We start from the raw sequence: 26,402 nt of genomic DNA on the forward strand, positions 1-26,402 counted from the left end.
GGCAATGTCAGAGCTGACCCTGACGGTCATGCGGTTGGGTTTCCTGGCCGTTCTGTGGCTGTTCGTCATCGTGGCCGTTCAGGTCATCCGCAGCGACCTTTTCGGTACGCGAGTCACGCAGCGCGGCTCACGCCGCGGCGGAGCCGCCGCCGGCGCCCCGCAGCAGGCGGGGCGGCAGGCCGCGCCGCCCCAGCAGCGCCAGCGCAGGGGCGCGCCGACCAAGCTCGTCGTCTCCGAGGGCACCCTCACGGGCACCACGGTGGCCCTCGCCGGCCAGACGATCACGCTGGGCCGCGCCCACGACTCCACGATCGTGCTGGACGACGACTACGCCTCCAGCAGGCATGCCAGGATCTACCCCGACCGTGACGGCCAGTGGATCGTCGAGGATCTCGGGTCCACGAACGGCACGTACCTCGACCGGACCCGGCTGACCACCCCGACGCCCATTCCGCCGGGCGCCCCGATCCGCATCGGCAAGACCGTCATCGAGCTGCGGAAGTAGTACGAGAATGAGCGAGCGGAGCGAGCGAGCCGCGGCGGTCCGTCCCACCGGGGACACGGACCCGAGCGCGCTCCCGACCGGAGGGTGGGCAGTGTGGCTCGAGACCGGTTGTACCCCGAGGCGTCGACAGGGCAGGTGCGCATGAGTCTGTCCCTGCGTTTCGCCGCCGGATCGCACAAGGGGATGATCCGCGAGGGCAACGAGGACTCCGGCTACGCCGGTCCCCGGCTCCTCGCCGTCGCCGACGGCATGGGCGGCCAGGCAGCCGGCGAGGTCGCCAGCTCCGAGGTCATCTCCTCGCTCGTCCAGCTCGACGACGACGTCCCGGGCTCCGACATCCTCACCGCCCTCGGCGTCGCCGTGCAGCGCGCCAACGACCAGCTGCGCGTCATGGTCGAGGAGGACTCCCAGCTCGAAGGCATGGGCACCACGCTCACCGCCCTGCTGTGGACCGGCCAGCGCCTCGGTCTCGTGCACGTCGGCGACTCGCGCGCCTACCTGCTCCGCGACGGCGTCCTCACGCAGATCACCCAGGACCACACCTGGGTGCAGCGCCTCGTCGACGAGGGCCGGATCACCGAGGAGGAGGCGACCACCCATCCGCAGCGGTCCCTCCTCATGCGGGCGCTCGGCAGCGGCGACGTCGTGGAGCCCGACCTCTCCATCCGCGAGGTCCGGGCCGGCGACCGCTACCTGATCTGCTCCGACGGCCTGTCCGGCGTGGTCTCCCACCAGACCCTGGAAGAGACCCTCGCCGACTACCACGGCCCGCACGAGACCGTGCAGTCCCTGATCCAGCTCGCCCTGCGCGGCGGCGGACCGGACAACATCACCTGCATCGTCGCGGACGTCCTCGACACCGACAGCGGCGACACCATGGCCGCCCAGCTGAACGACACCCCGGTCGTCGTCGGCGCGGTCGCCGAGAACCAGCACCAGCTCTTCGACGGCAACGCCATGCAGACCCCGGCCGGCCGTGCCTCCGGGCTCGGCCGCCAGGCCCCGCCGCCCGCGGGCGCCTTCGGCCCTCCGGGCAGCGGTGAGGCCCCCGGCTACGGATACCCCGACCAGAGCCAGGGCGGCGCACCCGGCACCTTCGGCGCCCCGCAGGCCCACGACGCCTACGATGCCGACGGCAAGTACGAGGACACGTACGACCACCCGCGCAAGCGGCGCAGCAAAGGGCGCAAGTGGACCACGCGCACGCTGATCCTGCTGCTCGTGGCCGGTGTCGCCGGCGGCGGCCTGTACGCGGCGCACCGGTGGACGCAGACCCAGTACTACGTCGGTGTCAAGGGTGACCATGTCGCGCTGTACCGCGGCCTCAGCCAGAACCTGGCCTGGATCCACCTCTCGGAGGTGGAGACGGATCACCCCGAGATCGAACTGAAGTACCTCCCGCCCTTCAAGCGCAAGCAGGTCGAGGCCACGATCAGCGAGAGCAGCCTCGACGGTGCGCGCAAGAAGGTCGAGGAACTCGGGGTCCAGGTCTCCGCCTGCAAGCAGGACGAGGCCCGCCGCGCTTCCGAAGCCCAGGGCAACCAGACGCCCGGCCCCAGCCTGACTCCCGCGGAGCAGGCTGTCGTCGGCCAGTGCGAAAAGCAGTAGACAGACGCGGGCACAGGGGGCCCGTCACACCATGAGCGTTGTCACCAACACGACCACCATCGGCGCCATCGAGGCGCCGAGCCGACGGAACACCGAGCTCCTGCTGCTCGCCTTCGCCGTGGTCATCCCGATCTTCGCCTACGCCAACGTGGGCCTTTCGATCCACGGCGAGCTGCCCCCGGGCATGCTGCTCTACGGGCTCGGCTTCGCCGTCCTCGCGGGCGTCGGCCACCTCGTCGTACGCCGGTACGCCAAGTACGCCGACCCGCTGCTGCTGCCGATCGCGACGCTGCTCAACGGCCTCGGCGTCGTCCTGATCTGGCGGCTCGACCAGTCCGAGCGGCTGCAGAACCTCGCCAAGCGCAGCTTCGGCGGCTTCTCGGAGTCCGCACCGCGCCAGATGATGTACACGGGGATCGCCCTCGCCCTCTTCGCCGTCGTCCTGCTGGTCCTCAAGGACCACCGCGTGCTCCAGCGGTTCACGTACATCTCCATGGCCGGCGCCCTGGTCCTGCTGATCCTGCCCGTCATCCCGGGTCTGGGCGCGGACGTCTTCGGCGCCAAGATCTGGATCAGCGTCGGCGGCTTCTCCATCCAGCCCGGCGAGTTCGCGAAGATCGCCATCGCCATCTTCTTCGCCGGCTACCTGATGGTGAAGCGCGACGCCCTGGCCCTGGCCAGCCGCCGCTTCTTGGGCCTCTACCTGCCGCGCGGCCGCGACCTCGGCCCCATCCTGATGATCTGGGCGATGAGCCTCCTCGTCCTCGTCTTCGAGAACGACCTCGGCACCTCGCTGCTCTTCTTCGGCATGTTCGTGATCATGCTGTACGTGGCCACCGAGCGGACCAGCTGGATCGTCATCGGCCTGCTCATGTCGGTCGGCGGCGCCACCGTCGTCGGTGCCACGGCCAGCCACGTCAAGGCCCGTGTCACCGCCTGGCTCGACCCCTTCGCCTGCTACTCCACGTCCGGCGCCTGCGAGCAGGTCGGCCAGTCGATCATGAGCTTCGGTTCCGGCGGAGTGCTCGGCACCGGCTGGGGCCAGGGCAACTCGGACCTGATCGGCTTCGCCGCCAACTCCGACTTCATCTTCTCCACCGTCGGCGAGGAGCTCGGCCTGACCGGCGTCATGGCCTTCCTCCTGCTCTACGGCCTGATCATCGAGCGGGGCGTCCGCACCGCCCTCGCCGCGCGCGACCCCTTCGGCAAGCTGTTCGCCATCGGGCTCTCCGGCGCCTTCGCCCTGCAGATCTTCGTCGTCGCCGGCGGAGTCATGGGCCTCATCCCCCTCACCGGCATGACCATGCCCTTCCTCGCCTACGGCGGTTCCTCCGTCCTGGCGAACTGGGTGCTCATCGCCATCCTCATCCGGATCAGCGACACCGCACGCCGACCTGCCCCGGCCCCCGCCCCGTCCCCCGACTCCGAGATGACCCAGGTGGTCCGACCGTCATGAACAAGCCCCTGCGTCGCATCTCGCTGTTCTGCGGGCTGCTCGTCCTCGCCCTGCTGATCCGGACCAACTGGCTGCAGTACGTCCAGGCCGAGGACCTCAGCACGCGCAAGGAGAACCGCCGGGTCCAGATCGCCCAGTACGCCACCGAACGCGGCAACATCATCGTCCAGGGCCAGCCGATCACCGGGTCCGCCGTCACCGCCGGCAGCGACTACAAGTACAAGCGGACCTACCTCGACGGCCCCCTGTGGGCGCCCGTCACCGGCTACGCCTCGCAGGCCTTCGGCTCCACCCAGCTGGAGTCCCTGGACGACGGCATCCTCACCGGCAACGACGACCGGCTCTTCTTCGACCGCACCATCGGCATGTTCACCGGGGAGAAGAAGCGGGGCGGCAACGTCATCACCACCCTGAACGCCGCCGCCCAGAAGGCCGCCTTCGACCAGCTCGGCACCAAGAAGGGCGCGGTCGCGGCGATCGACCCGCGCACCGGCGCCATCCTGGCCCTGGTCAGCACCCCCTCGTACGACCCGTCCGCCTTCGCCGGCAACTCCAAGGCCGACGAGAAGGCCTGGGTCGAGCTGAAGGACTCCGAGGACAAGAAGCTCGTCAACCGCGCCCTGCGCGAGACGTACCCGCCGGGCTCCACCTTCAAGGTGGTCACGGCCGCCGCCGCGCTGGAGAACGGCGTGGTCAGCGACATCAACGCGCCCACGGACACCCCCGAGCCGTACATCCTGCCCGGCACCAAGACCCCGATGGTCAACCACGCCTCCGGCTGTGAGAAGGCGAGCCTGAACGACGCGCTCAAGGTCTCCTGCAACTCGGTGTTCGCGAACCTGGGCGACAAGGTCGGCCGCGACAAGATGGTCGAGACGGCCCAGAAGTTCGGCTTCAACAACGACAAGATCGACACCCCGGTCCGCGCCTTCGCCAGCGTCTACGACAAGACCATGGGCCGCGACGGCAACGCGCAGAGCTCCATCGGCCAGTTCAACACCGCCGCCACCCCGCTCCAGATGGCCATGGTCACCGCCGCCATCGCCAACGACGGCAAGCTGATGAAGCCGTACATGGTCGACCAGCTCACCGCGCCCGGCCTCGACACGATCGAGAAGCACGAGCCGTCCGAGATGAGCCGGCCCCTCAGCGCGGCGAACGCGCAGAAGGTCCAGCAGATGATGGTCAACGTCGTCGAGAAGGGCACGGGAACCAAGGCCCAGATCAACGGCGTCAAGGTAGGCGGCAAGACCGGTACCGCCCAGCACGGCGAGAAGAACGCCAAGCGCCCCTACGCCTGGTTCATCTCCTACGCCGAGCTCGCCGACGGCAGCTCGCCCGTCGCCGTGGCCGTCGTCATCGAGGACAGCGCCGCCGACCGCGAGGACATCAGCGGTGGCGGCCTGGCCGCGCCGGTCGCGAAGGCCGTCATGGAAGCCGTCCTGAAGAACAAGGGATGAGTACCGGAGACAGGATCCGAGCGCTCGGTACCGGTCCGATATCAGCCTGTGGTCACGAACCGATCACCGACGATCGGCCGGTAGCCTTGCCGCGAACAGCACACCGCCGGACCACACGCCGGTGCGGTCGGGACTGACGGAGAGGGCTGGAACGTTATGGAAGAGCCGCGTCGCCTCGGCGGCCGGTACGAGCTGAGCCACGTGCTCGGCCGCGGTGGCATGGCCGAGGTGTACCTCGGCCACGACACCCGGCTCGGCCGTACCGTAGCCGTCAAGACCCTGCGTGCCGACCTCGCCCGTGACCCGTCCTTCCAGGCCCGGTTCCGCCGCGAGGCCCAGTCGGCCGCCTCGCTGAACCACCCGGCGATCGTCGCCGTCTACGACACCGGCGAGGACTACGTCGACAACATCTCCATCCCGTACATCGTGATGGAGTACGTCGACGGCTCGACCCTGCGCGAGCTGCTGCACTCCGGCCGCAAGCTGCTCCCCGAGCGCACCCTCGAGATGTGCATCGGCATCCTCCAGGCGCTGGAGTACTCCCACCGCGCCGGCATCGTCCACCGCGACATCAAGCCGGCCAACGTGATGCTCACCCGGACGGGCCAGGTCAAGGTCATGGACTTCGGCATCGCCCGGGCCATGGGCGACTCCGGCATGACCATGACGCAGACGGCCGCCGTGATCGGCACCGCCCAGTACCTCTCCCCGGAGCAGGCCAAGGGCGAGCAGGTCGACGCGCGCTCCGACCTCTACTCCGCGGGCTGCCTGCTCTACGAGCTGCTCTGCGTCCGTCCCCCGTTCGTCGGCGACTCCCCGGTGGCCGTCGCGTACCAGCACGTACGCGAGGAGCCCCAGCCCCCGTCGAACTTCGACCCCGAGATCACGCCCGTGATGGACGCCATCGTCCTCAAGGCCCTGGTCAAGGACCCCGACTACCGCTACCAGTCCGCGGACGAGATGCGGGCCGACATCGAGGCCTGCCTCGAGGGCCAGCCCGTCGCCGCGACCGCCGCCATGGGCGCCGCCGGATACGGCTACCCCGACCAGGGCGGCTACGGGCACCAGGGCTACGACCAGCCCACCACCGCCCTGCGCTCCCCGGACGCCGGCCAGACCTCGATGATGCCGCCGATGCCCCCCGGGGACGGCAACGGCAACTACGCGTACGACAGCCAGGGCCACGGCGGCTACGACCAGGGTCACGGCCGCCGCCAGCAGAAGAAGAGCCGCGCCTCGACGATCCTGCTGGCGGTCGCCGCCGTCCTCGTCCTGGTCGGCGCGATCCTGATCGGCAAGACCCTCTTCAACAGCACCGCGGACAACCGCCCCGCCGTGCCCAAGCTCGTCGGCCAGACCTTCGAGCAGGCGCAGAGCAGCACCAAGAACATGGGCCTCGGCCTGGAGAAGGAAGCCGAGGAGCCCTGCGAGGACCAGCCCAAGGGCAACGTCTGCTCGCAGAACCCGGCACCCGACACCAAGGTCGACAAGGGCACCACGGTCAAGGTCAAGGTGTCCTCGGGCGCCCCCAAGGTCGCGGTCCCCGACGTCACGCGGCTGAAGTTCGAGGACGCCGAGTCGAGCCTGAAGTCGAAGAAGTTCCAGGTCGAGAAGAAGCTCGTCGAGTCCGACACCGCCGCTCCCGGCACCGTGCTGGAGCAGAACCCCAAGAGCGGCAGCCAGGCCGAGCAGGGTTCGGTGATCACCCTCCAGGTCGCCAAGGAGGTCGCCAAGGGCGTCGTCCCGGACCTCAAGGGCATGAACAAGGCGGCCGCGGCCAAGGCACTCCAGGACGCCAAGCTGAAGCTCGGCAGCACCACCGAGGTCGACTCCCCGGGAGCCGCGCCCCAGACGGTCGTCCAGCAGCAGTACGAGCCCGGTCAGCAGCTCCCCAAGGACACCCCGGTCAACGTCAGCATCTCCAAGGCGTCCTCCCAGCCGACCGTGGTCCCGCAGCTGGCCGGCCAGACCGTGGCCCAGGCCAAGAACACCCTCAAGCAGGCCAACCTGACCTTCGGGGCGGTCCTGGGCGGTCCGACGGACGACAACGCCGTGATCATGACCTCCGAGCCCGCTGTCGCATCACCGGTCCCGGCGGGAACGGTGGTCAACGTCCGGACGATGGCCAACCCCAACCAGCCGCAGGACGGCGGCCAGCAGGGCGGAGGCTGGTTCGGCGGCCTCACCGGCGGCAGCCGCCGCTAAGCCCCGCGAGCAGTACGTGAAACGGGCCCGGCCCCCTCTCAGGAGGGGGCCGGGCCCGTTTCACGTGAAACAAACGACCTGGGGGCTCCCCCTCAGCGCAGCTCCGCCGGCTTGGTGCGCTTGTCGTCCACCTTCTCCGTCCGCACCAGCTCGCCCCAGACGATGTAGCGGTACTTCGAGGTGTAGACCGGGGTGCAGGTCGTCAGCGTGATGTAGCGGCCCGGGGCGGTCTTGCCCGACTGCTTCGGGACCGGGTTGATCACGTCGGTGTTGTACTTCGAGGTCTGGGCCAGCTCGGCGAAGACCTTGTAGACGTACCAGGTGTCCTTGGTCTCGAAGACGATCGCGTCGCCGTTCTTCACCTTGTCGATGTTGTGGAACTTCGCCCCGTGCCCGTCGCGGTGCGCGGCCAGCGCGAAGTTGCCCTTGTCGTCCCAGGGCAGCGCGGACTTCACCGGGTCCAGGTAGTACCCGGCCACGCCGTCGTTCAGGACGTCCGGCGCGGTGCCCTCCTTGACCAGCACCTCGCCGTTCTTCATCGCGGGTACGTGCAGGAAGCCGACCCCGTCCCCAGTGTCCAGGGCGCCCGGCTGCACGGGACCGCTCGCCGAGGGCGAGGGGGTGCCCCAGCGCTGGCGGATCTCGTCGCCGCGCGCCGAGGCCTGCCGGTCGGCGAGGACGTTGGTCCACCAGAGCGAGTACGCCACGAACAGGCCCAGGACCAGACCCACCGTGATCAGGAGCTCGCCCAGCAGGCTCAGGGCCCCGGCGATCACGCTGCGGTCGGCGGGCGGCGGTGCGGAACGGCGGCGGGCACGAGACACTGCGGGTTCGTCCTTACGGGCTGGTCAGTGCGGGCGGGGCGCCCTGGTTTCGGGGGCGTTCATCGGTCATCCTGCCCCATACGATCATCCGGTAGGTGCTGGTGAACTCCGGGGTGCAGGTCGTCAGCGTGATGTAGCGGCCGGGTCCGGTGAATCCGGAGCCCTCCGGCACCGGCTTGATCACCGCCACGTTCGCCGGCGAGGTCTGCGGCAGCGACGAGGTCATCCGGTACGTGTAGTACGCGTCCCGCGTCTCCACGACAATCGTGTCCCCCGGCACCAGCTGGTTGATGTAGCGGAACGGTTCCCCGTGGGTGTTGCGGTGTCCGGCGACCGCGAAGTTCCCCTGCTTGTCGGAGGGCATCGCCGTCTTCAGCGCCCCCTCGCCGTAGTGGCCGGCCATCCCCTTGTCGAGGACCTTCGCCTTGCTGATCCCCTCGGCCACCGGCACCTTCAGGTCCAGCTTCGGGATGTGCAGGATCGCGAAGCCCTGGCCGGGCTCGAAGGCGGCCACCGGCGGCGGCGCGCCCGCCACCGGCGGGTGCTCCCAGGTCTGCTGGAGCGAGCCCGCGGCCCCGTCGGCCGCCCGCTCCGCCAGGACGTTCGTGTACCAGAGCTGGTAGGTGACGAAGAGCAGCATCACCACGCCTACGGTGATGAACAGCTCGCCGGCGGCCCTGCTGAGGACCACCACCGGCCCGCCGGAGCGCGGACGGGCGCGCCTGCGGCCCCGTCCTCCTCCGCCCCGCCGGCGGGAGCGCGCGTGCGAGCGCTTCGCGGCCTCCTGCGCTGCCTTGCGCCGCGCGGCCCGGCCCTCGCTGGGGACGGACGGCGCGACCGCCGTCACGCGACGGCCTTGCCCACCACCGGGGCCAGCCCCACCGACCGCTCGACGGCCCCGGCGTCACCGCAGCGCACGAGCCAGTTCGCGAGCATCCGGTGGCCCCACTCGGTCAGCACCGATTCGGGGTGGAACTGGACGCCCTCCACGTCGTGCTCCCGGTGCCGCAGGCCCATGATGATCCCGTCCTCGGTGCGCGCGGTCACCTCCAGCACGTCGGGCAGGGTCGCGGGCTCGGCCGCGAGCGAGTGGTAGCGGGTCGCGGTGAACGGCGACGGCAGCCCGGCGAAGACGCCGAGCCCCTCGTGGACCACGGGCGAGGTCTTGCCGTGCAGCAGCTCGGGCGCGCGGTCCACGACGCCGCCGTAGGCGACCGCCATGGACTGCATGCCGAGGCAGACGCCGAAGACCGGTACGCCCGTGTCGGCGCAGTGCCGGACCATGTCCACGCAGACGCCCGCCTCTTCCGGCGTGCCGGGGCCGGGCGAGAGCAGCACGCCGTCGAAGCCGTCCTGTGCGTGCGCGAGCTCCACCTCGTCGTTGCGCAGCACCTCGCATTCGGCGCCGAGCTGGTAGAGGTACTGGACCAGATTGAAGACAAAGCTGTCGTAGTTGTCGACAACCAGAATGCGCGCGCTCACGGAGTGGCTCCCGATCCCTCGTCCACCGTCACATCGTTGAACGGAAGGAGCGGCTCGGCCCACGGGAACACGTACTGGAACAGCACGAACACCACCGCCAGGACCAGTACGAGGGAGATCAGCGCGCGCACCCACGCGTTGCCCGGCAGATGCCGCCAGATCCAGCCGTACATTACGTCCGTTTCCTTCGTCGTCCACGTTCGTTCCTCGTACCGCGGGGGCGGTACCGCAACAGCCTAAGGGCCCGGGGCCCCGTGGCGCGGGTCAGCGGGGCAATCACCCGCTTCCGGCCGGGCCGGCGGGCCGGGTGCCGGTGAGCTCCGCCCAGACGACCAGACGGTGGCTGTGTCCCCATTCCGGATCGCAGGTGGTGAGGGTGAGGTACTTGCCGGGGGTGGCGAAGGGGGACCGGCGGGGCACCGGGGCGACGACCCCGGTCTCGGTGGGCAGGATGCGCAGCGGCGCGGCCCGGACGGTGTACGTGTACCAGCCGGTGGCGTCCCGGACGGTCACGGTGTCCCCGGGGCGCAGCTCGGGGATGTCCTTGAAGGGGTCGCCGTAGGTGCGCCGGTGTCCGGCCACCGCGAAGTTGCCGTCGCCGCCGGGGCGGGCGGAGCCGGTGTAGTGGCCCAGGCCCTTCTTCAGCGGTTCGGGGTCCGTGCCCTCCAGGACGGGCCTGCTCCAGTCCTTGCCGAAGCGGGGGACGTACAGCTCGGCGAAGGCCCGTCCGGGCGGGTAGGGCGCCGGCTGGGGCGCTGCGGCGGAGGCCGCGGGGGCGGGGGCCGCGGCCTGGGCGGACGCCGCCCAGCGGTCGCGCAGCCCCTCGCGCTCGGCCGCCGCGGCCCGGTCCGCCTTGACCCCGGTCCACAGCAGCACGTACGCCGTGAACAGCACGATCAGCGTCCCGGCCGTCAGGCACACCTCGCTGAACGTCCGTACCACCAGGCGCAGTACGACGTCAGGGCGCGGCGGACTCCAGCGGCTTCGCATAGTGGAGGTCCACTGTGCCGGAGTAGCCGGGCAGTGTCAGCCGCTTCTCCTCGTCCACTTTCCAGCCGAGTCCGTACGCGTTGACGTACAGCAGGTAGTTCTGGATGGCGGGGGACGCGCCCACGGCCTTGCGCAGCGCGCCCGGGTCGCCGACGGCGGAGACCTTGTAGGGGGGCGAGTACACGCGGCCCTGGAGGATCAGGGTGTTGCCGACGCAGCGCACCGCGCTGGTGGCGATCAGCCGCTGTCCCATGACCTCGATGCCCTCGGCGCCGCCCAGCCACAGCGCGTTCACCACGGCCTGGAGGTCCTGCTGGTGGATCACCAGGTCGTTGGGCTGGGGTTCGGGCACGCCGGGGACGCGGGCGGTGGCGTTCGGCGGCGCGTCGTTGAGGGTGACCGTCAGGCCGCGGCCGCCTAGCTCCTCGGTGCCGGAGGCGGTGCGCAGGGCGGCGAGCTTGGCCTCCTCGGCCTTGCTGCTGCCGTTGTCCCGCTCGGCGAGGGCGTCCACCTGGGCGCGCGCGGCGGCGGCGGTCTTCTCCAGCTCGGCGTTCTTGGCGCTGCGCTCGTGGATGAGGTCGGACAGCTTCAGGAGCGAGGCGTCCGTCCGGATGTTCGTACCCTTGGAGGTGTTGAAGCTGGTGACGAAGATGAGGCCGGCGAGAGCGAAGACGGCGGCCGTCAGCAGCCGGACGGGCCTGGCCCGCCGGCGGGCACCCGTGGAGGAGTCGTCGGAATCGCTCAACGTACCCTTCTCCTTCAACGCCAGAGGTCCACTACGCTAACGGACGCCCGGGGCAGGCAAGGTCCCCAGCGCATCGACAGGAGAGCCCCTCGTGCCGAAGTCACGTACCCGCAAGAAGGACGACTACACGCCGCCGCCGGCGAAGCAGGCGCAGGCGATCAGGCTGACGAACCGCAGCTGGGTCGCCCCGGTCATGCTGGCCTTCTTCCTCATCGGCCTCGCGTGGATCGTGGTCTTCTACGTGACCGACACCCAGATGCCGGTGGAGGCACTGGGCAACTGGAACATCGTGGTCGGCTTCGGCTTCATCGCGGCCGGTTTCGGCGTCTCCACCCAGTGGAAGTAGCACCGGGCTCTATACCCGGATAGCCGAGCGGCGCAAGCTCTCCCCATGAGTTATCCACAGCGTCATCCACACCTGAGGAAAAGACAGAAGATCTGTGGATAACTCTGTGGAGAGTTGACGCCGGTGTGATCAGGTGAGTTCGGCCGTCCGGACGATGACCACCGCCACGGCCAGCAGGAACACCGCCGCGCAGGCCGCCGTCTGGACGAACGTCCGCTTGCGGCCCGCGGCGGGCACGAGCAGGCCCAGCGCGACCAGGGCGCCGGTGACCAGGCCGCCGATGTGCGCCTGCCAGGACACCGACAGCCCGCCGAACGGCACGAAGGTCACCAGCAGCATCAGCACGAGCGTGACCAGCACCGGCCGCATCTCGTAGCGGAGCCGGCGGGCGAGGACCACGGTGGCGCCGAGCAGGCCGCAGACGGCGCCGGAGGCGCCGAGGGTCGGGGTGTTCGGCGCGGTCAGCAGATAGACGAGGGCGCTGCCGCCCAGCCCGGACAGCAGGTAGAGCGCCAGGTAGCGGGTGCGGCCCAGGGCCGCCTCCAGCGGACCGCCGATCACCCACAGGGCGAGCATGTTGCCGAAGATGTGCCACCACTCGACGTGCAGGAACACCGAGGTCAGCAGCCGGTGGTACTGCCCCGTGGAGATCCCCTCCACGGGTGCACCGTAGTACTCCACGTAGCGGCCGAGCAGCTCCAGGCTCACGGCCAGCCCGGGCATCGCCAGGACGGCCAGGAACACCGCCGCGTTGATCCCGATGAGGATCTTGGTGACGAGCTGGGGGTCGGCGGCCACCAGCCCGCCCGCGACGGTGCGCGGGGCGTTGGCCGTGGGGGAGTGCCCGGTACCGGAGCCGCCCCGGACGCACTCGGGGCACTGGAAGCCCACCGAAGCGCTGATCATGCACTCCGGGCAGATGGGCCGCTCGCAGCGGGTGCAGCTGATCCCCGTGTCGCGGTCCGGGTGGCGGTAGCAGCCCGGCAGACGGTCGGTGTCCATCGGTCCCCTCGATCGGCGGCGTGACGGGGCCCGCGCCCCGCCGGTCCGGTACACATCGAGTACGGACGGGCGGGCCCCGAAGGTTCCCGCCCCGCCGTTTCCGCGGTCAGCGGCGCTCGACGGAGACCGACTGGATGATCACGTCGTCGAGCGGCCGCTCGGTGCGCGGGTTGGTGGCGCCGGAGGCGATGGCGTCGACGACCTTGCGGCTGGCCGCGTCGGTGACCTCGCCGAAGATGCTGTGCTTGCGGGTCAGCCAGGCCGTGGGGGCGACCGTGATGAAGAACTGCGAGCCGTTCGTGCCCGGGCCGGCGTTGGCCATGGCCAGCAGGTAGGGCTTGGTGAAGGCCAGGTCGGGGTGGAACTCGTCGGCGAACTGGTAGCCGGGGCCGCCGGTGCCGTTGCCGAGCGGGTCGCCGCCCTGGATCATGAACCCGCTGATGACGCGGTGGAAGACGGTGCCGTCGTAGAGCGGGGCCGTGGTCTTCTGGCCGTCCGTGGGGCGGGTCCACTCACGCTTGCCGGTGGCGAGCTCCACGAAGTTGCGGACGGTCTTGGGAGCGAAGTTCTCCAGCAGCTCGATCTCGATGTCGCCGTGGTTGGTCTTCAGGGTGGCGTAGAGCTTCTCGGCCACGGATCTGCCTTCCATAGTCATCACTGTCGGCCCCGATCCTCCCACGGAGGGCGGAAGGCCGCGGAAATCCTCCACCCGTATGCCCTGTCGTGCATGCGCGGGCAGCGCTATGGCAGGCATGATCCGACAAAGGGTGGAAAGGTGAACTGTGTCCGCCACCAAGGAGGAGGATCCCGTGACCCGCAAGGACAGCGTGCGCCTGGCCGCCGAGAACGCCAGGGACGCCGTGAAGCACGCAGCGGAAGTGGTGGCGCCGTACGCAGAGACCGCCAGGGACGCCGCCGCACACTACGCGCACGAGGCGAACGAGCGGCTGGCGCCCAAGGTCTCCCAGGCTGCCTGCCAGGCCTCGGTGCACGCGCGCGCCGCGTACGACAACCACCTTCATCCGAGGATGCGGGCGGCGCGCACGCACGTGCCCCCGAACGTGGACCGGGCCGCGGTGAAGGCCGTCCACCAGACCCGCCTCGCCGCGCGCCAGGCGGCCGACTACACGGCGCCCCGGTTCGAGAGCGCGCTCGCGGCGAGCCGGCCGGTGGCCGAGGAGGCCGCGTCCCGGTCGACAGCGGCCCTCGCGGCGCTGCGCGGCCAGGTGTCGGCGAAGGAAGTGCAGCGCCTGGTACGGCGGCACGAGCGCAAGGCGCGGTGCGGCCGCTGGGTGAAGGGGGCCGCGCTGGTCGGGCTCCTGGCGGGCGGCGCCTACGCGGCGTGGAAGTGGTGGGACCAGCAGTCGAACCCGGACTGGCTGGTGGAGCCCCCGGCGGCCACCGAGCTGTCCGCGCAGGACACCGCCCCGGCCAGCTTCGACGACGAACTGGCGGAGAAGGAAAGCGAGTCGAACGGCGGCAAGAACGCCTGACGCGCACCGCGCGCACGAGGGGCCCGGATCCACGCGCGGATCCGGGCCCCTCGTGCACGCGTGCCCTAGCTCGGCAGGGTCAGCACCATCCCCGGCCGGATGAGGTCCGGGTTGGAGCCGACCACGCCCCGGTTCATGGCGTAGAGCTCGCGCCAGCGGGCCTCGTTGCCGAGCTCGCGGCGGGCGATCGCGGAGAGCGAGTCGCCGGGCTTGACGGTGTACGTGCGCTTCTTGGCGGCCGGCGCCTGCGGCGCCTGCTTCGGCGGCACCGGGACGGCCTTGTGCGCCGCCGAGGTGGGGCTCGGCGTGGCGGGCGCCATGGGCTTGGACACCGGCGGCGCCGCCGCCTTGGGCGGAGCGGCGGCGGCCATCCGCTCGGCGGCCGCCTTGGTGGCGGAGGCGGCGTCCGCGTAGGAGTCCGCGTACTTGGAGCCCATGTCGGAGCCCGTCTTCGGCCCCCGCCGTTCCGTCTCCCGCTTCGCCTTCTCCGCGGCCTCGTGTTCCTTCTTCTTGTCCGACTTCAGGAAATCGAAGAGTCCCATTGCGTGCGCCTCCGGCGTGCTGTTGCCCCCTGGCCTCATTGCCTCCCCCCACTGTCGTCCACCGTCAGCCGTACGGCCGGGTGACTGGTCCGTACGGGGGACCCCCGCGGCTACTGGCGGCGGGCGCGCCGGGCCGGGCGGGGGGTCTCGGCGGGCACGGCCAGGGGCCCCTCGGCGAGCCGGCCGAGGACCCGCAGCAGGCAGTCGCGGTCCTCCTCGGCGAGGTCGGCGAGGGCTTCGGCGTGGACCCCGTCGACGATCCGCCGGCTCTCCACGGAGACGGCGGCCCCCTTCTCGGTGACCGCGATGATCCGGGCCCGCCGGTCCTTGGTGGAGGGCCGGCGCTCGGCCAGCCCGGCCTTCTCCAGGGCGTCGACGGTGACGACCATCGTCGTCTTGTCCATGTCGCCGATCTCGGCGAGCTGGGCCTGGGTGCGTTCCGCCTCCTGCGCGTGCACGAGGACGCAGTGCATGCGTGCGGTCAGCCCGATCTCACCGAGGGCCGCGGCCATCCGGGTGCGCAGGACGTGGCTGGTGCGGTCCAGGAGGAAGGACAGGTCGGGCTCGGTCCGGGTGGATCCCATCGCAGTCATGGGACCAGCCTAACAATTCGATCCGAAGAAAATAGTCTGCAACGAAACCATCTGCTACGGTCGTATCAGTTGCCCGCCGACGACCGGAGAGACCCATGACCACCGCAGTTACGGAATCCCCCGCCGCGACGGCCGCTCCGGCCGCTCCGGCCCGCGGCCCGCGCTCGCGCCGGACCGCCCTCGCCGTGCTCTCGACGGGCATGCTGATGACCGTCCTCGACGGCAGCATCGTCACGGTGGCCATGCCGGCCATCCAGGACGACCTGGGCTTCAGCCCCACCGGCCTCAGCTGGGTCGTCAACGCCTACCTGATCGCCTTCGCCAGCCTGCTGCTCCTCGCCGGCCGGCTCGGCGACCTGATCGGCCGCAGGCGCATGTTCCTCGCGGGCACCGCCGTCTTCACGGCCGCCTCCCTGCTCGCCGGATTCGCCGGATCCCCCGCCCTGCTCACAGCCGCCCGCTTCCTCCAGGGCGTGGGCAGCGCCATGGCCTCCGCCGTCAGCCTGGGGATCCTCGTCACCCTCTTCCCCGGGAACCGCGAACGCGCCAGGGCCATCGCCGTGTTCTCCTTCACCGGAGCGGCCGGGGCCTCCCTCGGGCAGGTGCTCGGCGGGGTCCTCACCGACGCCCTCGACTGGCACTGGATCTTCTTCATCAACCTGCCCATCGGCATCGCCGCCCTGCTGGCCGCCCTGCCCGCGCTCCCCGCCGACCGGGGGCTCGGCCTGCGCGCCGGTGCCGACGTACCGGGCGCCGTACTCGTCACCGCCGGGCTGATGACCGGGATCTACGCCGTCGTACGCGTCGAGGAGCACGGCTGGACCTCCGCGCACACCCTCGGCCTCGGGGCGCTCTCCCTGGCCCTGATCGCCGCCTTCGCCCTGCGCCAGGCCAAGGCCCGCACCCCGCTGATGCCGCTGCGGATCCTCCGCTCGCGCACCGTGGCCGCCGCCAACCTGGTCCAGGTGCTGATGGTGGCCGCGCTGTTCTCCTTCCAGGTCCTGGTGGCCCTCCACCTCCAGCAGGTCCAGGGCTACGGGGCCGCCGAGACCGGCCTCGCGATGCTGCCGGCCGCCCTGGCCATCGGCGGGATCTCCCTCGGCGGCGCGGCGAAGCTGATCGCCCGCTTCGGCGAGCGCCGCGTCCTGCTCACCGGCCTCGCCCTGCTGGTCGCCGGCCTCGCCCTGCTCACCCGCCTCCCGGTACGGGCCGACTACGTCACCGACCTGCTGCCCGTGATGCTGCTGGCCTCCGGCTTCGGCCTGGCCCTGCCCGCGCTCACCACCCTGGGGATGTCGGGCGCCGACGAGCGGGACGCCGGGCTTGCCTCGGGCCTGTTCAACACCACGCAGCAGATCGGCATGGCCCTCGGCGTCGCCGTCCTGTCCACCCTCGCCGCCGCGCGCACCGAAGCCCTGACGGCCGCCGGGACCGCCCGGCCCGAGGCCCTCACCTCCGGCTACCACCTGGCCTTCGCCACCGGCGCCGGCCTGCTGCTGGCGGCCACCGCCGTCGCGGCCTTCCTCCCGCGCGCCCCGCGCTCCCGCTGAAGGCGCCCCCGGACACCGGCGCCGCCCCCACGAAAAAAGACCCCCTGGCCAGCGTTTCCGCTGGTCAGGGGGTCTTCTCGAAGTGGAGCCTAGGAGATTCGAACTCCTGACATCTGCCTTGCAAAGGCAGCGCTCTACCAACTGAGCTAAGGCCCCGAGCAACTGGACGCGTACGACCCCCGGGAAGGAGCGTCCGTTCCGCAGGACAGAGTACCCGGTGCACCCCCGCATCCCGCAAAATGATAGGGACTCCCGCCCCGCGACCACGCTCCGTAAGATGCTCGCGAGGTTCGCACCAGCGAAGGGGAGTAGGAAGAGTGGACGCAGTACAGCAGGAGGCCACGGCCAGAGCCCGGGAACTCCAGCGCAGTTGGTACGGGGAGCCGCTCGGCGCGCTGTTCCGTCGGCTCATAGATGACCTCGGTCTCAACCAGGCCCGCCTCGCTGCCGTGCTCGGGCTTTCGGCGCCGATGCTGTCCCAGCTGATGAGCGGGCAGCGCGCCAAGATCGGCAACCCGGCCGTGGTCCAGCGGGTCCAGGCCCTCCAGGACCTCGCGGGCCAGGTGGCCGACGGCAGCGTCAGCGCCGGCGAGGCCACCGACCGGATGGACGAGATCAAGAACACCCAGGGCGGCTCCGTCCTCAGCAACAGCACCCAGACCAGCACCGGCTCCGGCGCCCCCACCGTCAAGCGCGTCGTCCGCGAGATCCAGTCGCTGCTGCGCTCGGTCGCCGCGGCCGGCGACATCATCGAGGCGGCGGACAGCCTCGCCCCCACCCACCCGGAACTGGCAGAGTTCCTCCGGGTCTACGGGGCGGGCCGCACCTCCGAGGCGGTGTCCCACTACGAGGCCCACCAGAACTGACACACGCGGGTGAGGGGGGCGGGCGCAGCAATGGGTGAGGTCTTCGCCGGCCGGTACGAGCTGGTCGATCCGATCGGGCGGGGCGGTGCGGGCGCCGTCTGGCGGGCCTGGGACCAGCGCCGCCGCAGGTACGTCGCCGCGAAGGTGCTCCTCCAGGGCGATGCCCACATGCTCCTGCGGTTCGTGCGCGAGCAGGCACTGCGCATCGACCACCCGCACGTCCTGGCCCCCGCCAGCTGGGCGGCGGACGACGACAAGGTCCTGTTCACCATGGACCTCGTCGCCGGCGGCTCCCTGGCCCACGTGATCGCGGACTACGGGCCGCTGCCGCCCCGCTTCGTGTGCGTACTGCTCGACCAGCTCCTGTCGGGGCTGGCGGCGGTGCACGCGGAGGGCGTCGTCCACCGCGACATCAAACCGGCCAACATCCTGATGGAGGCCACCGGAACCGGGCGGCCGCACCTGCGGCTGTCCGACTTCGGGATCTCCATGCGCAAGGGCGAGCCCCGGCTCACCGAGACCGACTACGTCGTCGGCACGCCCGGCTACTTCGCCCCGGAACAACTGGCGGGCGCCGAGCCCGATTTCCCCGCCGACCTCTTCGCCGTCGGCCTGGTCGCCCTGTACCTGCTGCGGGGGACCAAGCCCGACTCGCGTGCGCTGGTGGAGCACTTCCGGGCGTACGGCACCCCCGACACCCCGGAAGGCGTCCCCGCGCCCCTGTGGGACGTGATCTCGAACCTCCTGCACCCGGACCCCGACAGCCGCTTCCGGACCGCCACAGGGGCGCGCAAGGCCCTTGGTGAGGCCGCCCAGTTGCTGCCGGCACCCGCCTCGGGCGAGGAGCCGGTGGAGGTGTTCGACCAACTCGGTCCGCTTCCGGAGGGTTTCGGCCCGCAGGGGCCTGAAATCGCCGCAGCCGCACCGCCGGTGGGTTTCGGGCCGCCGTCGGCCGCGTACGGTCCCGCGGGGCCCGCCGCGGCCCCGGACACGAGCGGTTTCCACCTGGCCCCGCCCACCGCCACCGCCGGCCCCGCACCGGCCGCGTCCGTCACCGCCCCGCAGGCCGCGCCCCCGGCGCCGCGGGCGGCCCGGTCCGGCGGGATCGCCCCGCCCCCGGCGAAGGTCACCGCCGGCATCCTCACCGCGGCCCTGCTGTGCTTCGCGGTCGGCGTCTGGGCCCTGACGCAGCTCTAGGGCCTGTCCGGCGGATCAGGGCGGACCGGGCCCCGCCCCGGCGGGCCAGCAGGATCCAGCCCCCGAGCACGAGCAGCAGTACCGTCCCCGTCCCGAAGCCGGCCCCGGCCACTACCCGCATCGCCGAGGCGTCCTCCCGCGCGGCCGCCGCCTCCGGAGCGGTGAGCCCCTCCTTCGCGGCGGCCCGGTCGGCGTCGCGGACCCCGAACCCGGCGGCGGCCAGGCTCTCCTTGTACCCCGGGGCCTTGGCCGGGCCGCCGGTCACGTCCATCCGCAGCGTGAGCGGCACCGGCGTCGCGTCCTCGGTGAACTCCCCGACCTTCGCGCCCAGGGTGACGGCGATGTAGTACCAGCCCGCGAGCCGGACCGGCTGTACCTCGTTGGCGCTGGAGAAACGATTCTCGTACGCCACCGGCGCGGTCTTCGGCAGCGTCACGGCCGCCTGCTTCCCGTCGTAGGAGGTGTCCTTGGCATCCACGAGCCCCCGGTACGGGCTGTACAGCGAGACGGTGAGCCCGTTGGAGGCGGAGCCGAAGTCCTTGGTCATCCGGGCCTTGGCCACCTCGGCCCCGATCCCCAGCTGCTGCCCCCAGTCCAGGGGCACCCGGTAGAACCGGGTCTGGCCGGGCCTCAGGTCGTCCCGCCACACCCCGGAGTCCAGGGCGCGCGCGTCGTTGAAGCCGGTGCCTCCGCTACGGGCCACCGGGTCCGCGCCCGGCAGGGTCGGGGAGGCCGAGGGCCAGACGCTGGGCGCGGCGGTGGGGGCGGTGCCGGCGGCCGGGGCCGGCTCGCGCATGACGAGGAGTTCCACCGGCCACCCCGCCCGGTCGGAGTCCTTGCCCGCGGTCCGGGTGACCTTCGCGTAGTACGTGCCCGCGCTCTGGCACTCGGCGTCCTCCGCCAGCCGCCGCTGGCCCACCGCGCCGAGCGGGACGGGGTCGTAACCGAAGGAGGCCCGGCCGGGGTTGTGGGGGCAGGCCCGGCCGCCGCTGGTCATGACCTCGACCTCCAGGTCGTCCCCGTAGCCGACCTTGGCACCGGCGGGCGGCCGCAGCACGGCGGAGACGTAGACGGTGGAGGCGTCGTCGAGGCCGAGCCGGTAGACCCGCTCGCCGGGGGCGAGGGTGTCCTCGTAGGGCGTGCCGGCCTCCAGCAGCGGGGCCTCGGCCGTCGAGGGCGCGCCCCGCACCGGCTTGGCGCCGTCCGCCCGCCGGTACTCCGGCAGGGCCCCGCCCGGCCCGGAGGAAACTGCCGACGGCCCTCCCGACGGCCCGGCGGCCGGGGCCGCGTACGCCGCCCCGGGGAACCATGCCGGCCAGGCCAGCAGGCCCAGGGCCGCCGCCCCGGCCAGCATCGTCCGGCGCGTCCGGCGCACCCGATCCATCACACCCACCCCGAATTCGCTAAAGCAACCTGAATCTTTGCGTAACCGAACTTCTCGCCGGCGAACCGGCACCCGCCCCCGGAACAGCACGAAGCCCCGGCAGCAGCGGCAGCCGGGGCTTCATGGAATCAATCGTGGGGCTCACACACCGGAACCAGAGGGCACGGAGTCGGTTGCCTCCGTCCACAGGTCCTGCTCGGCACGGTCCGCCTGGATCTGGCGGTACACGAGGAGCCCGCCGATGGCGGCCAGGGCGACCAGGAGCAGCTTCTTCACGGCGCGACCTCGTCTTTCGTAGACGTTGGGGACTTCTGGCCGCCAACAATACACACCGACCGATACCGATCGGTTACCTGGGACTCCCCCGGACGGCCCAACGAAGAAGACCCCCAGGCTGGGCCTGGGGGTCTTCGACTCTGTGGGGCTAACAGGATTTGAACCTGTGGCCTCATCCTTATCAGGGATGCGCTCTAACCAACTGAGCTATAGCCCCGCCGCGCCTGCGCGCTGACTCCTGAAGATTAGCGCACAGACGCAGTGGAACCCAAATCCCCCGGGGCGGAGCCCCTGACGTCACCGTCGTGGGGCTTTCCCGCAGGTCAGTCAGCGGGTCATTCGTCCTCGGCCAGCGTGAGCTCCACGCCGCCCACGAAGCCCGCCGACAGGTTGTAGATGAACGAACCCAGCGTCGCCAGCGCGGTCATCAGCACCACGTCGATCACCGCGATCACGGACGTGAAGGTCAGCACGCGCGGCAGCGACAGGAACGACTGGAGGTCGAACCCGTTGCCCTCGTTCGAGCCGGTCGCCTCGCTGATGGTGCCGCCGACGGTCGAGAAGATGCCCATGGCGTCCATGACCATCCACAGCACCGCCGCCGCGACGACGGTGCACAGGCCCAGCGCGATCGACAGCAGGAAGCTGACCTTCATCACGGACCACGGGTCGGCCTTCGCCACCCGCAGCCGCGCCTTGCGCGTCCTGGGGGCCGTACGGACCCCCGGGACGGGCCCGCGCTGCGCACCCGGGCCCGTGGGCGCCGCGTAGGCCTGCGGAGGCTTCTGGGGCTGCCTGGCCTGCCCCTTGGCCTGGTCCTTGGCCTGGGCCTTGGGCTGCTCCTTGGGCTGCTCCTTGACCTCCTCGGCGGCGGGCTGGTCCTTGGTGGCCTGGTCCTTGACCGGGTCCTTCGCCTTGGACTGCGTCTTGGTCTGCGCCTTCGGCTTGGGTTCCGGTTCTCGGGTGTCCGTCACGGTTCCCCCCTGGGAGTCCGCGGCGGGGCCACGGGCACCGTTCGCTCCAGTCTTGGCCGGTCCGGCGCCCGTGGCTCCACTCACGACTTACTCCTCGTGCTCCCCGACCGAGGGCTCCGTGCCCTCGGCCGCCCCGGCGGCCGGTGCGTCGGCCGCCGCGGCCTCGATCTCTGACTCGATCTCGTCGGCCTCGTCAGCTTCCTGACCGGCCTCGGCGTTACGAGCGATGCCGACCACGGCATCGCGCTTGCCCAGGTTGATCAGCTGGACGCCCATGGTGTCACGGCCGGTCTCCCTGACTTCGTTGACGCGCGTACGGATCACACCACCGCCGAGCGTGATGGCGAGGATCTCATCCGTCTCGTCGACCACCAACGCGCCGACCAGCGAACCGCGGTCCTCGACGATCTTCGCCGCCTTGATGCCCAGACCGCCACGGCCCTGGACCCGGTACTCGTCCACCGCCGTCCGCTTCGCGTAGCCGCCGTCGGTGGCGGTGAAGACGAACGTACCCGGCCGGACAACGCTCATCGAGAGCAGTTCGTCACCCTCGCGGAAGCTCATGCCCTTCACACCGGAAGTGGCACGGCCCATCGGACGCAGCGCCTCGTCGGTCGCCGTGAAGCGGATCGACTGCGCCTTCTTGCTGATGAGCAGCAGGTCGTCCTCGGAGGAGACCAGCTCGGCGCCGATCAGCTCGTCGTCGCTGCCGTCCTCCGTCTCCCGGAGGTTGATCGCGATGACGCCGCCCGAACGCGGGGAGTCGTAGTCCTTCAGCGCCGTCTTCTTCACCAGGCCGCCCTTGGTGGCCAGGATCAGGTAGGGCGCCGCCTCGTAGTCGCGGATCGCGAGGATCTGGGCGATCTTCTCGTCCGGCTGGAAGGCCATCAGGTTCGCCACGTGCTGCCCGCGCGCGTCACGGCCGGCGTCCGGGAGCTCGTACGCCTTGGACCGGTAGACACGGCCCTTGTTCGTGAAGAACAGCAGCCAGTGGTGCGTGGTGGAGACGAAGAAGTGGTCGACCAGGTCGTCCTGCTTCAGCTTCGTACCGCGGACGCCCTTGCCGCCCCGCTTCTGCGAGCGGTAGTCCTCGGTCTTGGTGCGCTTGACGTAGCCGCCGTGCGTGATGGTGACGACGATGTCCTCTTCGGCGATCAGGTCCTCCATGGACATGTCGCCGTCGAAGGGCACCAGCTTGGAGCGGCGGTCGTCGCCGAACTTCTCGACGAGCGCGGCCAGCTCCTCGCTGACGATCGAGCGCTGCTTCTCCGGCGAGGCCAGGATCGCGTTGTACTCGTTGATCTTCGCCTGGAGCTCGTCGTGCTCGGCGACGATCTTCTGGCGCTCCAGGGCCGCGAGGCGGCGCAGCTGCATCTCGAGGATCGCGTTGGCCTGGATCTCGTCGATCTCCAGCAGGCCCATCAGGCCCTCGCGCGCGATCTCGACCGTGTTGCTGCGCCGGATGAGGGCGATGACCTCGTCGATCGCGTCCAGCGCCTTGAGCAGGCCGCGCAGGATGTGGGCCCGCTCCTCCGCCTTGCGCAGACGGAAGCGCGTGCGCCGGACGATGACCTCGATCTGGTGCTGCACCCAGTGGCGGATGAACGCGTCGATCGACAGGGTGCGCGGCACCCCGTCCACCAGCGCCAGCATGTTCGCGCCGAAGTTCGTCTGCAGGTCGGTGTGCTTGTACAGGTTGTTCAGCACGACCTTGGCCACGGCGTCGCGCTTGAGCACGATCACCAGGCGCTGGCCCGTCCGGGAGGACGTCTCGTCGCGGACGTCGGCGATGCCGCCGATCTTGCCGTCCTTGACCAGGTCGGCGATCTTCTGCGCCAGGTTGTCCGGGTTGGTCTGGTACGGCAGCTCCGTGACCACCAGGCACTGGCGGTTCTGGATCTCCTCGACCTCCACCACGGCGCGCATCGTGATGGAGCCGCGACCGGTGCGGTACGCCTCCTCGATGCCCTTGCGGCCCACGACCAGGGCGCCCGAGGGGAAGTCGGGACCCTTGATCCGCTCCAGGAGCGCGTCGAGGAGCTCCTCGTGGGAGGCCTCCGGGTGCTCCAGCGCCCACTGGGCGCCGGCCGCGACCTCGCGCAGGTTGTGCGGCGGGATGTTGGTGGCCATACCGACGGCGATACCGGCGCTGCCGTTGACCAGCAGGTTCGGGAAGCGCGCCGGCAGGACCGTCGGCTCCTGGTTGCGGCCGTCGTAGTTGTCCGTGAAGTCGACGGTCTCCTCGTCGATGTCCCGGAGCATCTCCATGGCCAGCGGCATCAGCTTGCACTCGGTGTAGCGCATCGCGGCGGCCGGGTCGTTGCCCGGGGAGCCGAAGTTGCCGTTGCTGTCCACCAGCGGCATGCGCATCGACCACGGCTGGGCCAGGCGGACCAGGGCGTCGTAGATCGAGGAGTCACCGTGCGGGTGGTAGGTGCCCATGACGTCGCCGACGACGCGGGCGCACTTGTAGAAGCCCTTCTCGGGCCGGTAGCCGCCGTCGTACATCGCGTACAGCACACGACGGTGGACGGGCTTGAGGCCGTCCCGTACGTCGGGCAGCGCGCGGGAGACGATGACGGACATCGCGTAGTCGAGGTAGGAGCGCTGCATCTCCGTCTCGAGCCCGACGGGCTCGATGCGCAGCACGGGCTGCTCCTCCGCTGCGTTCTCTGCGTTCTTTGCGGGTTGGGTGGTTTCGTCGGCCATTGCCGGTCAGAAGTCCTTTCGGGCGGTCAGCGTCGGGCCGACTCAGATGTCGAGGAAGCGGACGTCCTTGGCGTTGCGCTGGATGAAGGAGCGCCGCGCCTCGACGTCCTCACCCATCAGCACCGAGAACAGGTCGTCGGCCTGCGCCGCGTCGTCGAGCGTGACCTGGCCGAGCACGCGGTGGTCCACGTCCATGGTGGTGACGCGCAGTTCCTCGGCGTTCATCTCGCCCAGACCCTTGAAGCGCTGGATCGAGTCCTCGCGGATGCGCTTGCCGTTCTGCTTGCCGAGCTCGACCAGGGCGTCGCGCTCGCGGTCCGAGTACGCGTACTCGAAGTCGTCGCGGCCCCACTTGATCTTGTAGAGCGGCGGACGGGACAGGTACACGTGACCGGCCTCGACCAGCGGGCGCATGAAGCGGAACAGGAAGGTCAGCAGCAGGGTGTTGATGTGCTGGCCGTCGACGTCGGCGTCCGCCATCAGGATGATCTTGTGGTAGCGGAGCTTCTCGATGTCGAAGTCCTCGTGCACACCGGTGCCGAAGGCGCTGATCAGCGCCTGGACCTCGGTGTTCTGGAGGATCTTGTCGATCCGGGCCTTCTCGACGTTCAGGATCTTGCCGCGGATGGGCAGGATGGCCTGGTACATCGGGTTGCGGCCGGACTTCGCGGAGCCGCCGGCGGAGTCACCCTCGACGATGAAGATCTCGCACTTGGTCGGGTCGTTCGACTGGCAGTCGGACAGCTTGCCCGGCAGCGAGGCGCTCTCCAGCAGGCCCTTGCGGCGGGTCAGGTCGCGGGCCTTGCGGGCCGCGACGCGGGCCGTGGCCGCCTGGATGGACTTGCGGACGATGTCCGCGGCCTCGACCGGGTTGCGGTCGAACCAGTCGTTCAGGTGCTCGTGGACGACCTTCTGCACGAAGGTCTTGGCCTCCGTGTTGCCCAGCTTGGTCTTCGTCTGGCCCTCGAACTGGGGCTCGCCCAGCTTGACCGAGATGATCGCCGTCAGACCCTCGCGGATGTCCTCGCCGGCGAGGTTGTCGTCCTTCTCGCGGAGCAGCTTCTTGTCGCGCGCGTAGCGGTTGACCAGGCCGGTCAGCGCCGCGCGGAAGCCCTCCTCGTGGGTGCCGCCCTCGTGCGTGTGGATCGTGTTCGCGAAGGAGTAGACGCCCTCGGTGTACTGCGAGTTCCACTGCATCGCGATCTCGACCGAGAGCATGCGCTCCTTGTCCTCGGCCTCGACGTCGATGACGGTGGGGTGGATCAGCTCGCCCTTGCGCGAGTTCAGGTACGTCACGAAGTCGACGATGCCGCCCTCGTAGTGGTACTTGACCGTGCGCGCCTTGGGCTCCTGCGCGTCCGCGTCGGGGTTGTCGGCGTCCGCCGTGGCCTTCGCCGACTCGCGCTCGTCGGTCAGCGTCAGGGTCAGGCCCTTGTTGAGGAAGGCCATCTCCTGGAAGCGCCGCGACAGCGTCTCGAAGGAGTACTCGGTGGTCTCGAAGATGTCGCCGTCGGCCCAGAACGTCACCGACGTGCCGTGCTCGGCGGTCTCCTCGTTCCTGGCCAGCGGGGCCGTCGGCACACCGAGCTTGTAGTCCTGGGTCCAGCGGTAGCCGTCCGTCTTGACCTCGACCGCGACCTTGGTCGACAGGGCGTTCACGACGGAGACGCCCACACCGTGCAGACCGCCGGACACGGCGTAGCCGCCGCCGCCGAACTTGCCGCCCGCGTGCAGGACGGTCAGGACGACCTCGACGGCCGGCTTGCCCTCGGACGGCACGATGCCGACCGGGATGCCGCGGCCGTTGTCGACCACCCTGACGCCGCCGTCGGCGAGGATCGTGACGTCGATCGTGTCAGCGTGCCCGGCCATGGCCTCGTCGACCGAGTTGTCGACGACCTCCTGCACGAGGTGGTGCAGACCTCGCTCACCGGTCGAGCCGATGTACATACCCGGCCGCTTGCGCACTGCGTCCAGGCCCTCGAGGACCTGGATCGCACTGGCGTCGTAATTCTTCTCGTTGGAGTCGCCGGAATCGGCCACGAAGCGCCCTTTCTGGCACAGCGCAGCCCGTACTCCGGACCAGCGTGTGCGCCGGCGGGAGCGGCCGCGTCGATCTGCGTTGTCTGCGTTGTCGTGCTGTCTCCCGCGGATCGGGCGGGATTGCTTCCAGTCTACCGGTACCACTGACATGA

24 protein-coding genes, 2 tRNA genes and 1 pseudogene are annotated in these 26,402 nt (G+C 70.5%); 10 read left to right on the forward strand and 17 right to left on the reverse strand.

The window, feature by feature from the left end:
- Positions 1-4: 4 nt before the first annotated feature.
- The 5 genes from ACZ518_RS17250 to pknB all read left to right on the forward strand — a co-directional run bounded on the left by ACZ518_RS17250 (position 5) and on the right by pknB (position 7,234).
- The gene (locus ACZ518_RS17250; protein ID WP_469113861.1) at positions 5-505 is read left to right on the forward strand and encodes an FHA domain-containing protein FhaB/FipA; all 501 of its coding nucleotides are present in this window, start codon (positions 5-7) and stop codon (positions 503-505) included.
- Positions 506-646: 141 nt separating this feature from the next.
- Positions 647-2,113 (forward strand): PP2C family protein-serine/threonine phosphatase, encoded by a 1,467-nt coding sequence (locus ACZ518_RS17255; RefSeq protein ID WP_469113862.1) that lies wholly within the window; start codon positions 647-649, stop codon positions 2,111-2,113.
- A gap of 31 nt (positions 2,114-2,144) precedes the next feature.
- Complete coding sequence (locus ACZ518_RS17260) at positions 2,145-3,569, forward strand: FtsW/RodA/SpoVE family cell cycle protein (RefSeq protein WP_469113863.1); 1,425 nt, start codon at positions 2,145-2,147, stop codon at positions 3,567-3,569.
- Complete coding sequence (locus tag ACZ518_RS17265; protein ID WP_469113864.1) at positions 3,566-5,029, forward strand: peptidoglycan D,D-transpeptidase FtsI family protein; 1,464 nt, start codon at positions 3,566-3,568, stop codon at positions 5,027-5,029. The genes ACZ518_RS17260 and ACZ518_RS17265 overlap by 4 nt, the downstream gene beginning before the upstream one ends.
- Before the next feature lie 156 nt (positions 5,030-5,185).
- A complete protein-coding gene (gene pknB / locus ACZ518_RS17270; protein WP_469113865.1) occupies positions 5,186-7,234 on the forward strand; it encodes a Stk1 family PASTA domain-containing Ser/Thr kinase in 2,049 nt (682 codons plus the stop codon).
- Between the two features lie 92 nt (positions 7,235-7,326).
- On the opposite strand, the gene ACZ518_RS17275 is transcribed toward pknB, so the two are convergent.
- From ACZ518_RS17275 to ACZ518_RS17300, 6 genes and pseudogenes are all read right to left on the reverse strand, one after another.
- Entirely contained in the window at positions 7,327-8,058 is a 732-nt protein-coding gene (locus ACZ518_RS17275) for a class E sortase (protein WP_469113866.1), read from the reverse strand.
- A 13-nt stretch (positions 8,059-8,071) separates the two neighbouring features.
- Positions 8,072-8,872, reverse strand: a pseudogene (locus ACZ518_RS17280) (class E sortase); the annotation flags it as partial.
- A gap of 29 nt (positions 8,873-8,901) precedes the next feature.
- Positions 8,902-9,540 (reverse strand): aminodeoxychorismate/anthranilate synthase component II, encoded by a 639-nt coding sequence (locus ACZ518_RS17285; RefSeq protein ID WP_125595746.1) that lies wholly within the window; start codon positions 9,538-9,540, stop codon positions 8,902-8,904.
- On the reverse strand, positions 9,537-9,713 hold the full coding sequence (locus ACZ518_RS17290; protein ID WP_030011120.1) for a hypothetical protein: 177 nt from the start codon (positions 9,711-9,713) through the stop codon (positions 9,537-9,539). The genes ACZ518_RS17285 and ACZ518_RS17290 overlap by 4 nt, the downstream gene beginning before the upstream one ends.
- A gap of 103 nt (positions 9,714-9,816) precedes the next feature.
- Positions 9,817-10,530, reverse strand: coding sequence for a class E sortase (locus ACZ518_RS17295; protein WP_469113867.1), 714 nt, complete (start codon positions 10,528-10,530; stop codon positions 9,817-9,819).
- Positions 10,499-11,275 carry a DUF881 domain-containing protein gene (locus ACZ518_RS17300; protein WP_469113868.1) on the reverse strand — a complete coding sequence of 259 codons (777 nt, stop codon included), beginning with the start codon at positions 11,273-11,275 and terminating at the stop codon, positions 10,499-10,501. Before ACZ518_RS17300 ends, ACZ518_RS17295 begins: the two co-directional genes overlap by 32 nt.
- Before the next feature lie 91 nt (positions 11,276-11,366).
- On the opposite strand from ACZ518_RS17300, the gene crgA reads away from it, so the two are divergent.
- A complete protein-coding gene (gene crgA, locus ACZ518_RS17305; RefSeq protein ID WP_469113869.1) occupies positions 11,367-11,621 on the forward strand; it encodes a cell division protein CrgA in 255 nt (84 codons plus the stop codon).
- Positions 11,622-11,750: 129 nt separating this feature from the next.
- Here crgA and ACZ518_RS17310 read toward each other — a convergent pair whose 3' ends face one another.
- Positions 11,751-12,623 (reverse strand): rhomboid family intramembrane serine protease, encoded by an 873-nt coding sequence (locus ACZ518_RS17310; RefSeq protein WP_469113870.1) that lies wholly within the window; start codon positions 12,621-12,623, stop codon positions 11,751-11,753.
- A 106-nt stretch (positions 12,624-12,729) separates the two neighbouring features.
- The gene (locus tag ACZ518_RS17315; protein WP_469114014.1) at positions 12,730-13,257 is read right to left on the reverse strand and encodes a peptidylprolyl isomerase; all 528 of its coding nucleotides are present in this window, start codon (positions 13,255-13,257) and stop codon (positions 12,730-12,732) included.
- A 175-nt stretch (positions 13,258-13,432) separates the two neighbouring features.
- Between ACZ518_RS17315 and ACZ518_RS17320 the strand changes: the two genes are divergently transcribed.
- Positions 13,433-14,116: a DUF5324 family protein gene (locus ACZ518_RS17320; RefSeq protein WP_469113871.1), complete on the forward strand. Its 684-nt coding sequence runs from the start codon at positions 13,433-13,435 to the stop codon at positions 14,114-14,116.
- A gap of 65 nt (positions 14,117-14,181) precedes the next feature.
- On the opposite strand, the gene ACZ518_RS17325 is transcribed toward ACZ518_RS17320, so the two are convergent.
- Together ACZ518_RS17325 and ACZ518_RS17330 are read right to left on the reverse strand one after the other, a co-directional pair.
- The gene (locus ACZ518_RS17325) at positions 14,182-14,658 is read right to left on the reverse strand and encodes a LysM peptidoglycan-binding domain-containing protein (protein ID WP_469113872.1); all 477 of its coding nucleotides are present in this window, start codon (positions 14,656-14,658) and stop codon (positions 14,182-14,184) included.
- Positions 14,659-14,768: 110 nt separating this feature from the next.
- On the reverse strand, positions 14,769-15,251 hold the full coding sequence (locus ACZ518_RS17330; protein ID WP_469113873.1) for a MarR family winged helix-turn-helix transcriptional regulator: 483 nt from the start codon (positions 15,249-15,251) through the stop codon (positions 14,769-14,771).
- Positions 15,252-15,346: 95 nt separating this feature from the next.
- Between ACZ518_RS17330 and ACZ518_RS17335 the strand changes: the two genes are divergently transcribed.
- A complete protein-coding gene (locus ACZ518_RS17335) occupies positions 15,347-16,801 on the forward strand; it encodes an MFS transporter (protein WP_469113874.1) in 1,455 nt (484 codons plus the stop codon).
- A gap of 83 nt (positions 16,802-16,884) precedes the next feature.
- Here ACZ518_RS17335 and ACZ518_RS17340 read toward each other — a convergent pair.
- Positions 16,885-16,957 (reverse strand) — tRNA-Ala (locus ACZ518_RS17340).
- A gap of 161 nt (positions 16,958-17,118) precedes the next feature.
- On the opposite strand from ACZ518_RS17340, the gene ACZ518_RS17345 reads away from it, so the two are divergent.
- Both ACZ518_RS17345 and ACZ518_RS17350 read left to right on the forward strand, forming a co-directional pair.
- Positions 17,119-17,667, forward strand: a complete 549-nt coding sequence (locus tag ACZ518_RS17345) for a helix-turn-helix domain-containing protein (RefSeq protein WP_469113875.1) — start codon at positions 17,119-17,121, stop codon at positions 17,665-17,667.
- A 30-nt stretch (positions 17,668-17,697) separates the two neighbouring features.
- Positions 17,698-18,864 carry a serine/threonine-protein kinase gene (locus ACZ518_RS17350; protein WP_469113876.1) on the forward strand — a complete coding sequence of 389 codons (1,167 nt, stop codon included), beginning with the start codon at positions 17,698-17,700 and terminating at the stop codon, positions 18,862-18,864.
- Here the strand turns inward: ACZ518_RS17350 and ACZ518_RS17355 are convergent.
- From ACZ518_RS17355 to gyrB, 6 genes are all read right to left on the reverse strand, one after another.
- Complete coding sequence (locus tag ACZ518_RS17355; RefSeq protein WP_469113877.1) at positions 18,809-20,248, reverse strand: hypothetical protein; 1,440 nt, start codon at positions 20,246-20,248, stop codon at positions 18,809-18,811. The genes ACZ518_RS17350 and ACZ518_RS17355 overlap by 56 nt on opposite strands.
- A 141-nt stretch (positions 20,249-20,389) precedes the next feature.
- Positions 20,390-20,524: a DLW-39 family protein gene (locus ACZ518_RS17360; RefSeq protein WP_208809277.1), complete on the reverse strand. Its 135-nt coding sequence runs from the start codon at positions 20,522-20,524 to the stop codon at positions 20,390-20,392.
- Between the two features lie 143 nt (positions 20,525-20,667).
- Positions 20,668-20,741: transfer RNA gene (locus ACZ518_RS17365), tRNA-Ile, on the reverse strand.
- A gap of 118 nt (positions 20,742-20,859) precedes the next feature.
- Positions 20,860-21,582: a DUF3566 domain-containing protein gene (locus ACZ518_RS17370; RefSeq protein WP_469113878.1), complete on the reverse strand. Its 723-nt coding sequence runs from the start codon at positions 21,580-21,582 to the stop codon at positions 20,860-20,862.
- A 3-nt stretch (positions 21,583-21,585) separates the two neighbouring features.
- Entirely contained in the window at positions 21,586-24,207 is a 2,622-nt protein-coding gene (gene gyrA / locus ACZ518_RS17375) for a DNA gyrase subunit A (RefSeq protein WP_469113879.1), read from the reverse strand.
- A gap of 42 nt (positions 24,208-24,249) precedes the next feature.
- Positions 24,250-26,271: a DNA topoisomerase (ATP-hydrolyzing) subunit B gene (gene gyrB, locus ACZ518_RS17380; protein WP_469114015.1), complete on the reverse strand. Its 2,022-nt coding sequence runs from the start codon at positions 26,269-26,271 to the stop codon at positions 24,250-24,252.
- Positions 26,272-26,402: the final 131 nt, after the last annotated feature.

This window comes from Streptomyces sp. NPDC033966 (assembly GCF_055575955.1).

What these genes read in the sequence shown, in the direction of transcription:
- ACZ518_RS17250 (WP_469113861.1), top strand. Translation starts at nt 5, where the DNA reads ATGTCAGAGCTGACCCTGACGGTCATGCGGTTGGGTTTCCTGGCCGTT.
- pknB (WP_469113865.1), top strand. Translation starts at nt 5,186, where the DNA reads ATGGAAGAGCCGCGTCGCCTCGGCGGCCGGTACGAGCTGAGCCACGTG.
- ACZ518_RS17265 (WP_469113864.1), top strand. Translation starts at nt 3,566, where the DNA reads ATGAACAAGCCCCTGCGTCGCATCTCGCTGTTCTGCGGGCTGCTCGTC.
- ACZ518_RS17310 (WP_469113870.1), bottom strand. Translation starts at nt 12,623, where the DNA reads ATGGACACCGACCGTCTGCCGGGCTGCTACCGCCACCCGGACCGCGAC.
- ACZ518_RS17330 (WP_469113873.1), bottom strand. Translation starts at nt 15,251, where the DNA reads ATGACTGCGATGGGATCCACCCGGACCGAGCCCGACCTGTCCTTCCTC.
- ACZ518_RS17290 (WP_030011120.1), bottom strand. Translation starts at nt 9,713, where the DNA reads ATGTACGGCTGGATCTGGCGGCATCTGCCGGGCAACGCGTGGGTGCGC.
- ACZ518_RS17295 (WP_469113867.1), bottom strand. Translation starts at nt 10,530, where the DNA reads ATGCGAAGCCGCTGGAGTCCGCCGCGCCCTGACGTCGTACTGCGCCTG.
- ACZ518_RS17355 (WP_469113877.1), bottom strand. Translation starts at nt 20,248, where the DNA reads ATGGATCGGGTGCGCCGGACGCGCCGGACGATGCTGGCCGGGGCGGCG.
- ACZ518_RS17350 (WP_469113876.1), top strand. Translation starts at nt 17,698, where the DNA reads ATGGGTGAGGTCTTCGCCGGCCGGTACGAGCTGGTCGATCCGATCGGG.
- gyrA (WP_469113879.1), bottom strand. Translation starts at nt 24,207, where the DNA reads ATGGCCGACGAAACCACCCAACCCGCAAAGAACGCAGAGAACGCAGCG.
- ACZ518_RS17335 (WP_469113874.1), top strand. Translation starts at nt 15,347, where the DNA reads ATGACCACCGCAGTTACGGAATCCCCCGCCGCGACGGCCGCTCCGGCC.
- ACZ518_RS17260 (WP_469113863.1), top strand. Translation starts at nt 2,145, where the DNA reads ATGAGCGTTGTCACCAACACGACCACCATCGGCGCCATCGAGGCGCCG.
- ACZ518_RS17325 (WP_469113872.1), bottom strand. Translation starts at nt 14,658, where the DNA reads ATGGGACTCTTCGATTTCCTGAAGTCGGACAAGAAGAAGGAACACGAG.
- ACZ518_RS17255 (WP_469113862.1), top strand. Translation starts at nt 647, where the DNA reads ATGAGTCTGTCCCTGCGTTTCGCCGCCGGATCGCACAAGGGGATGATC.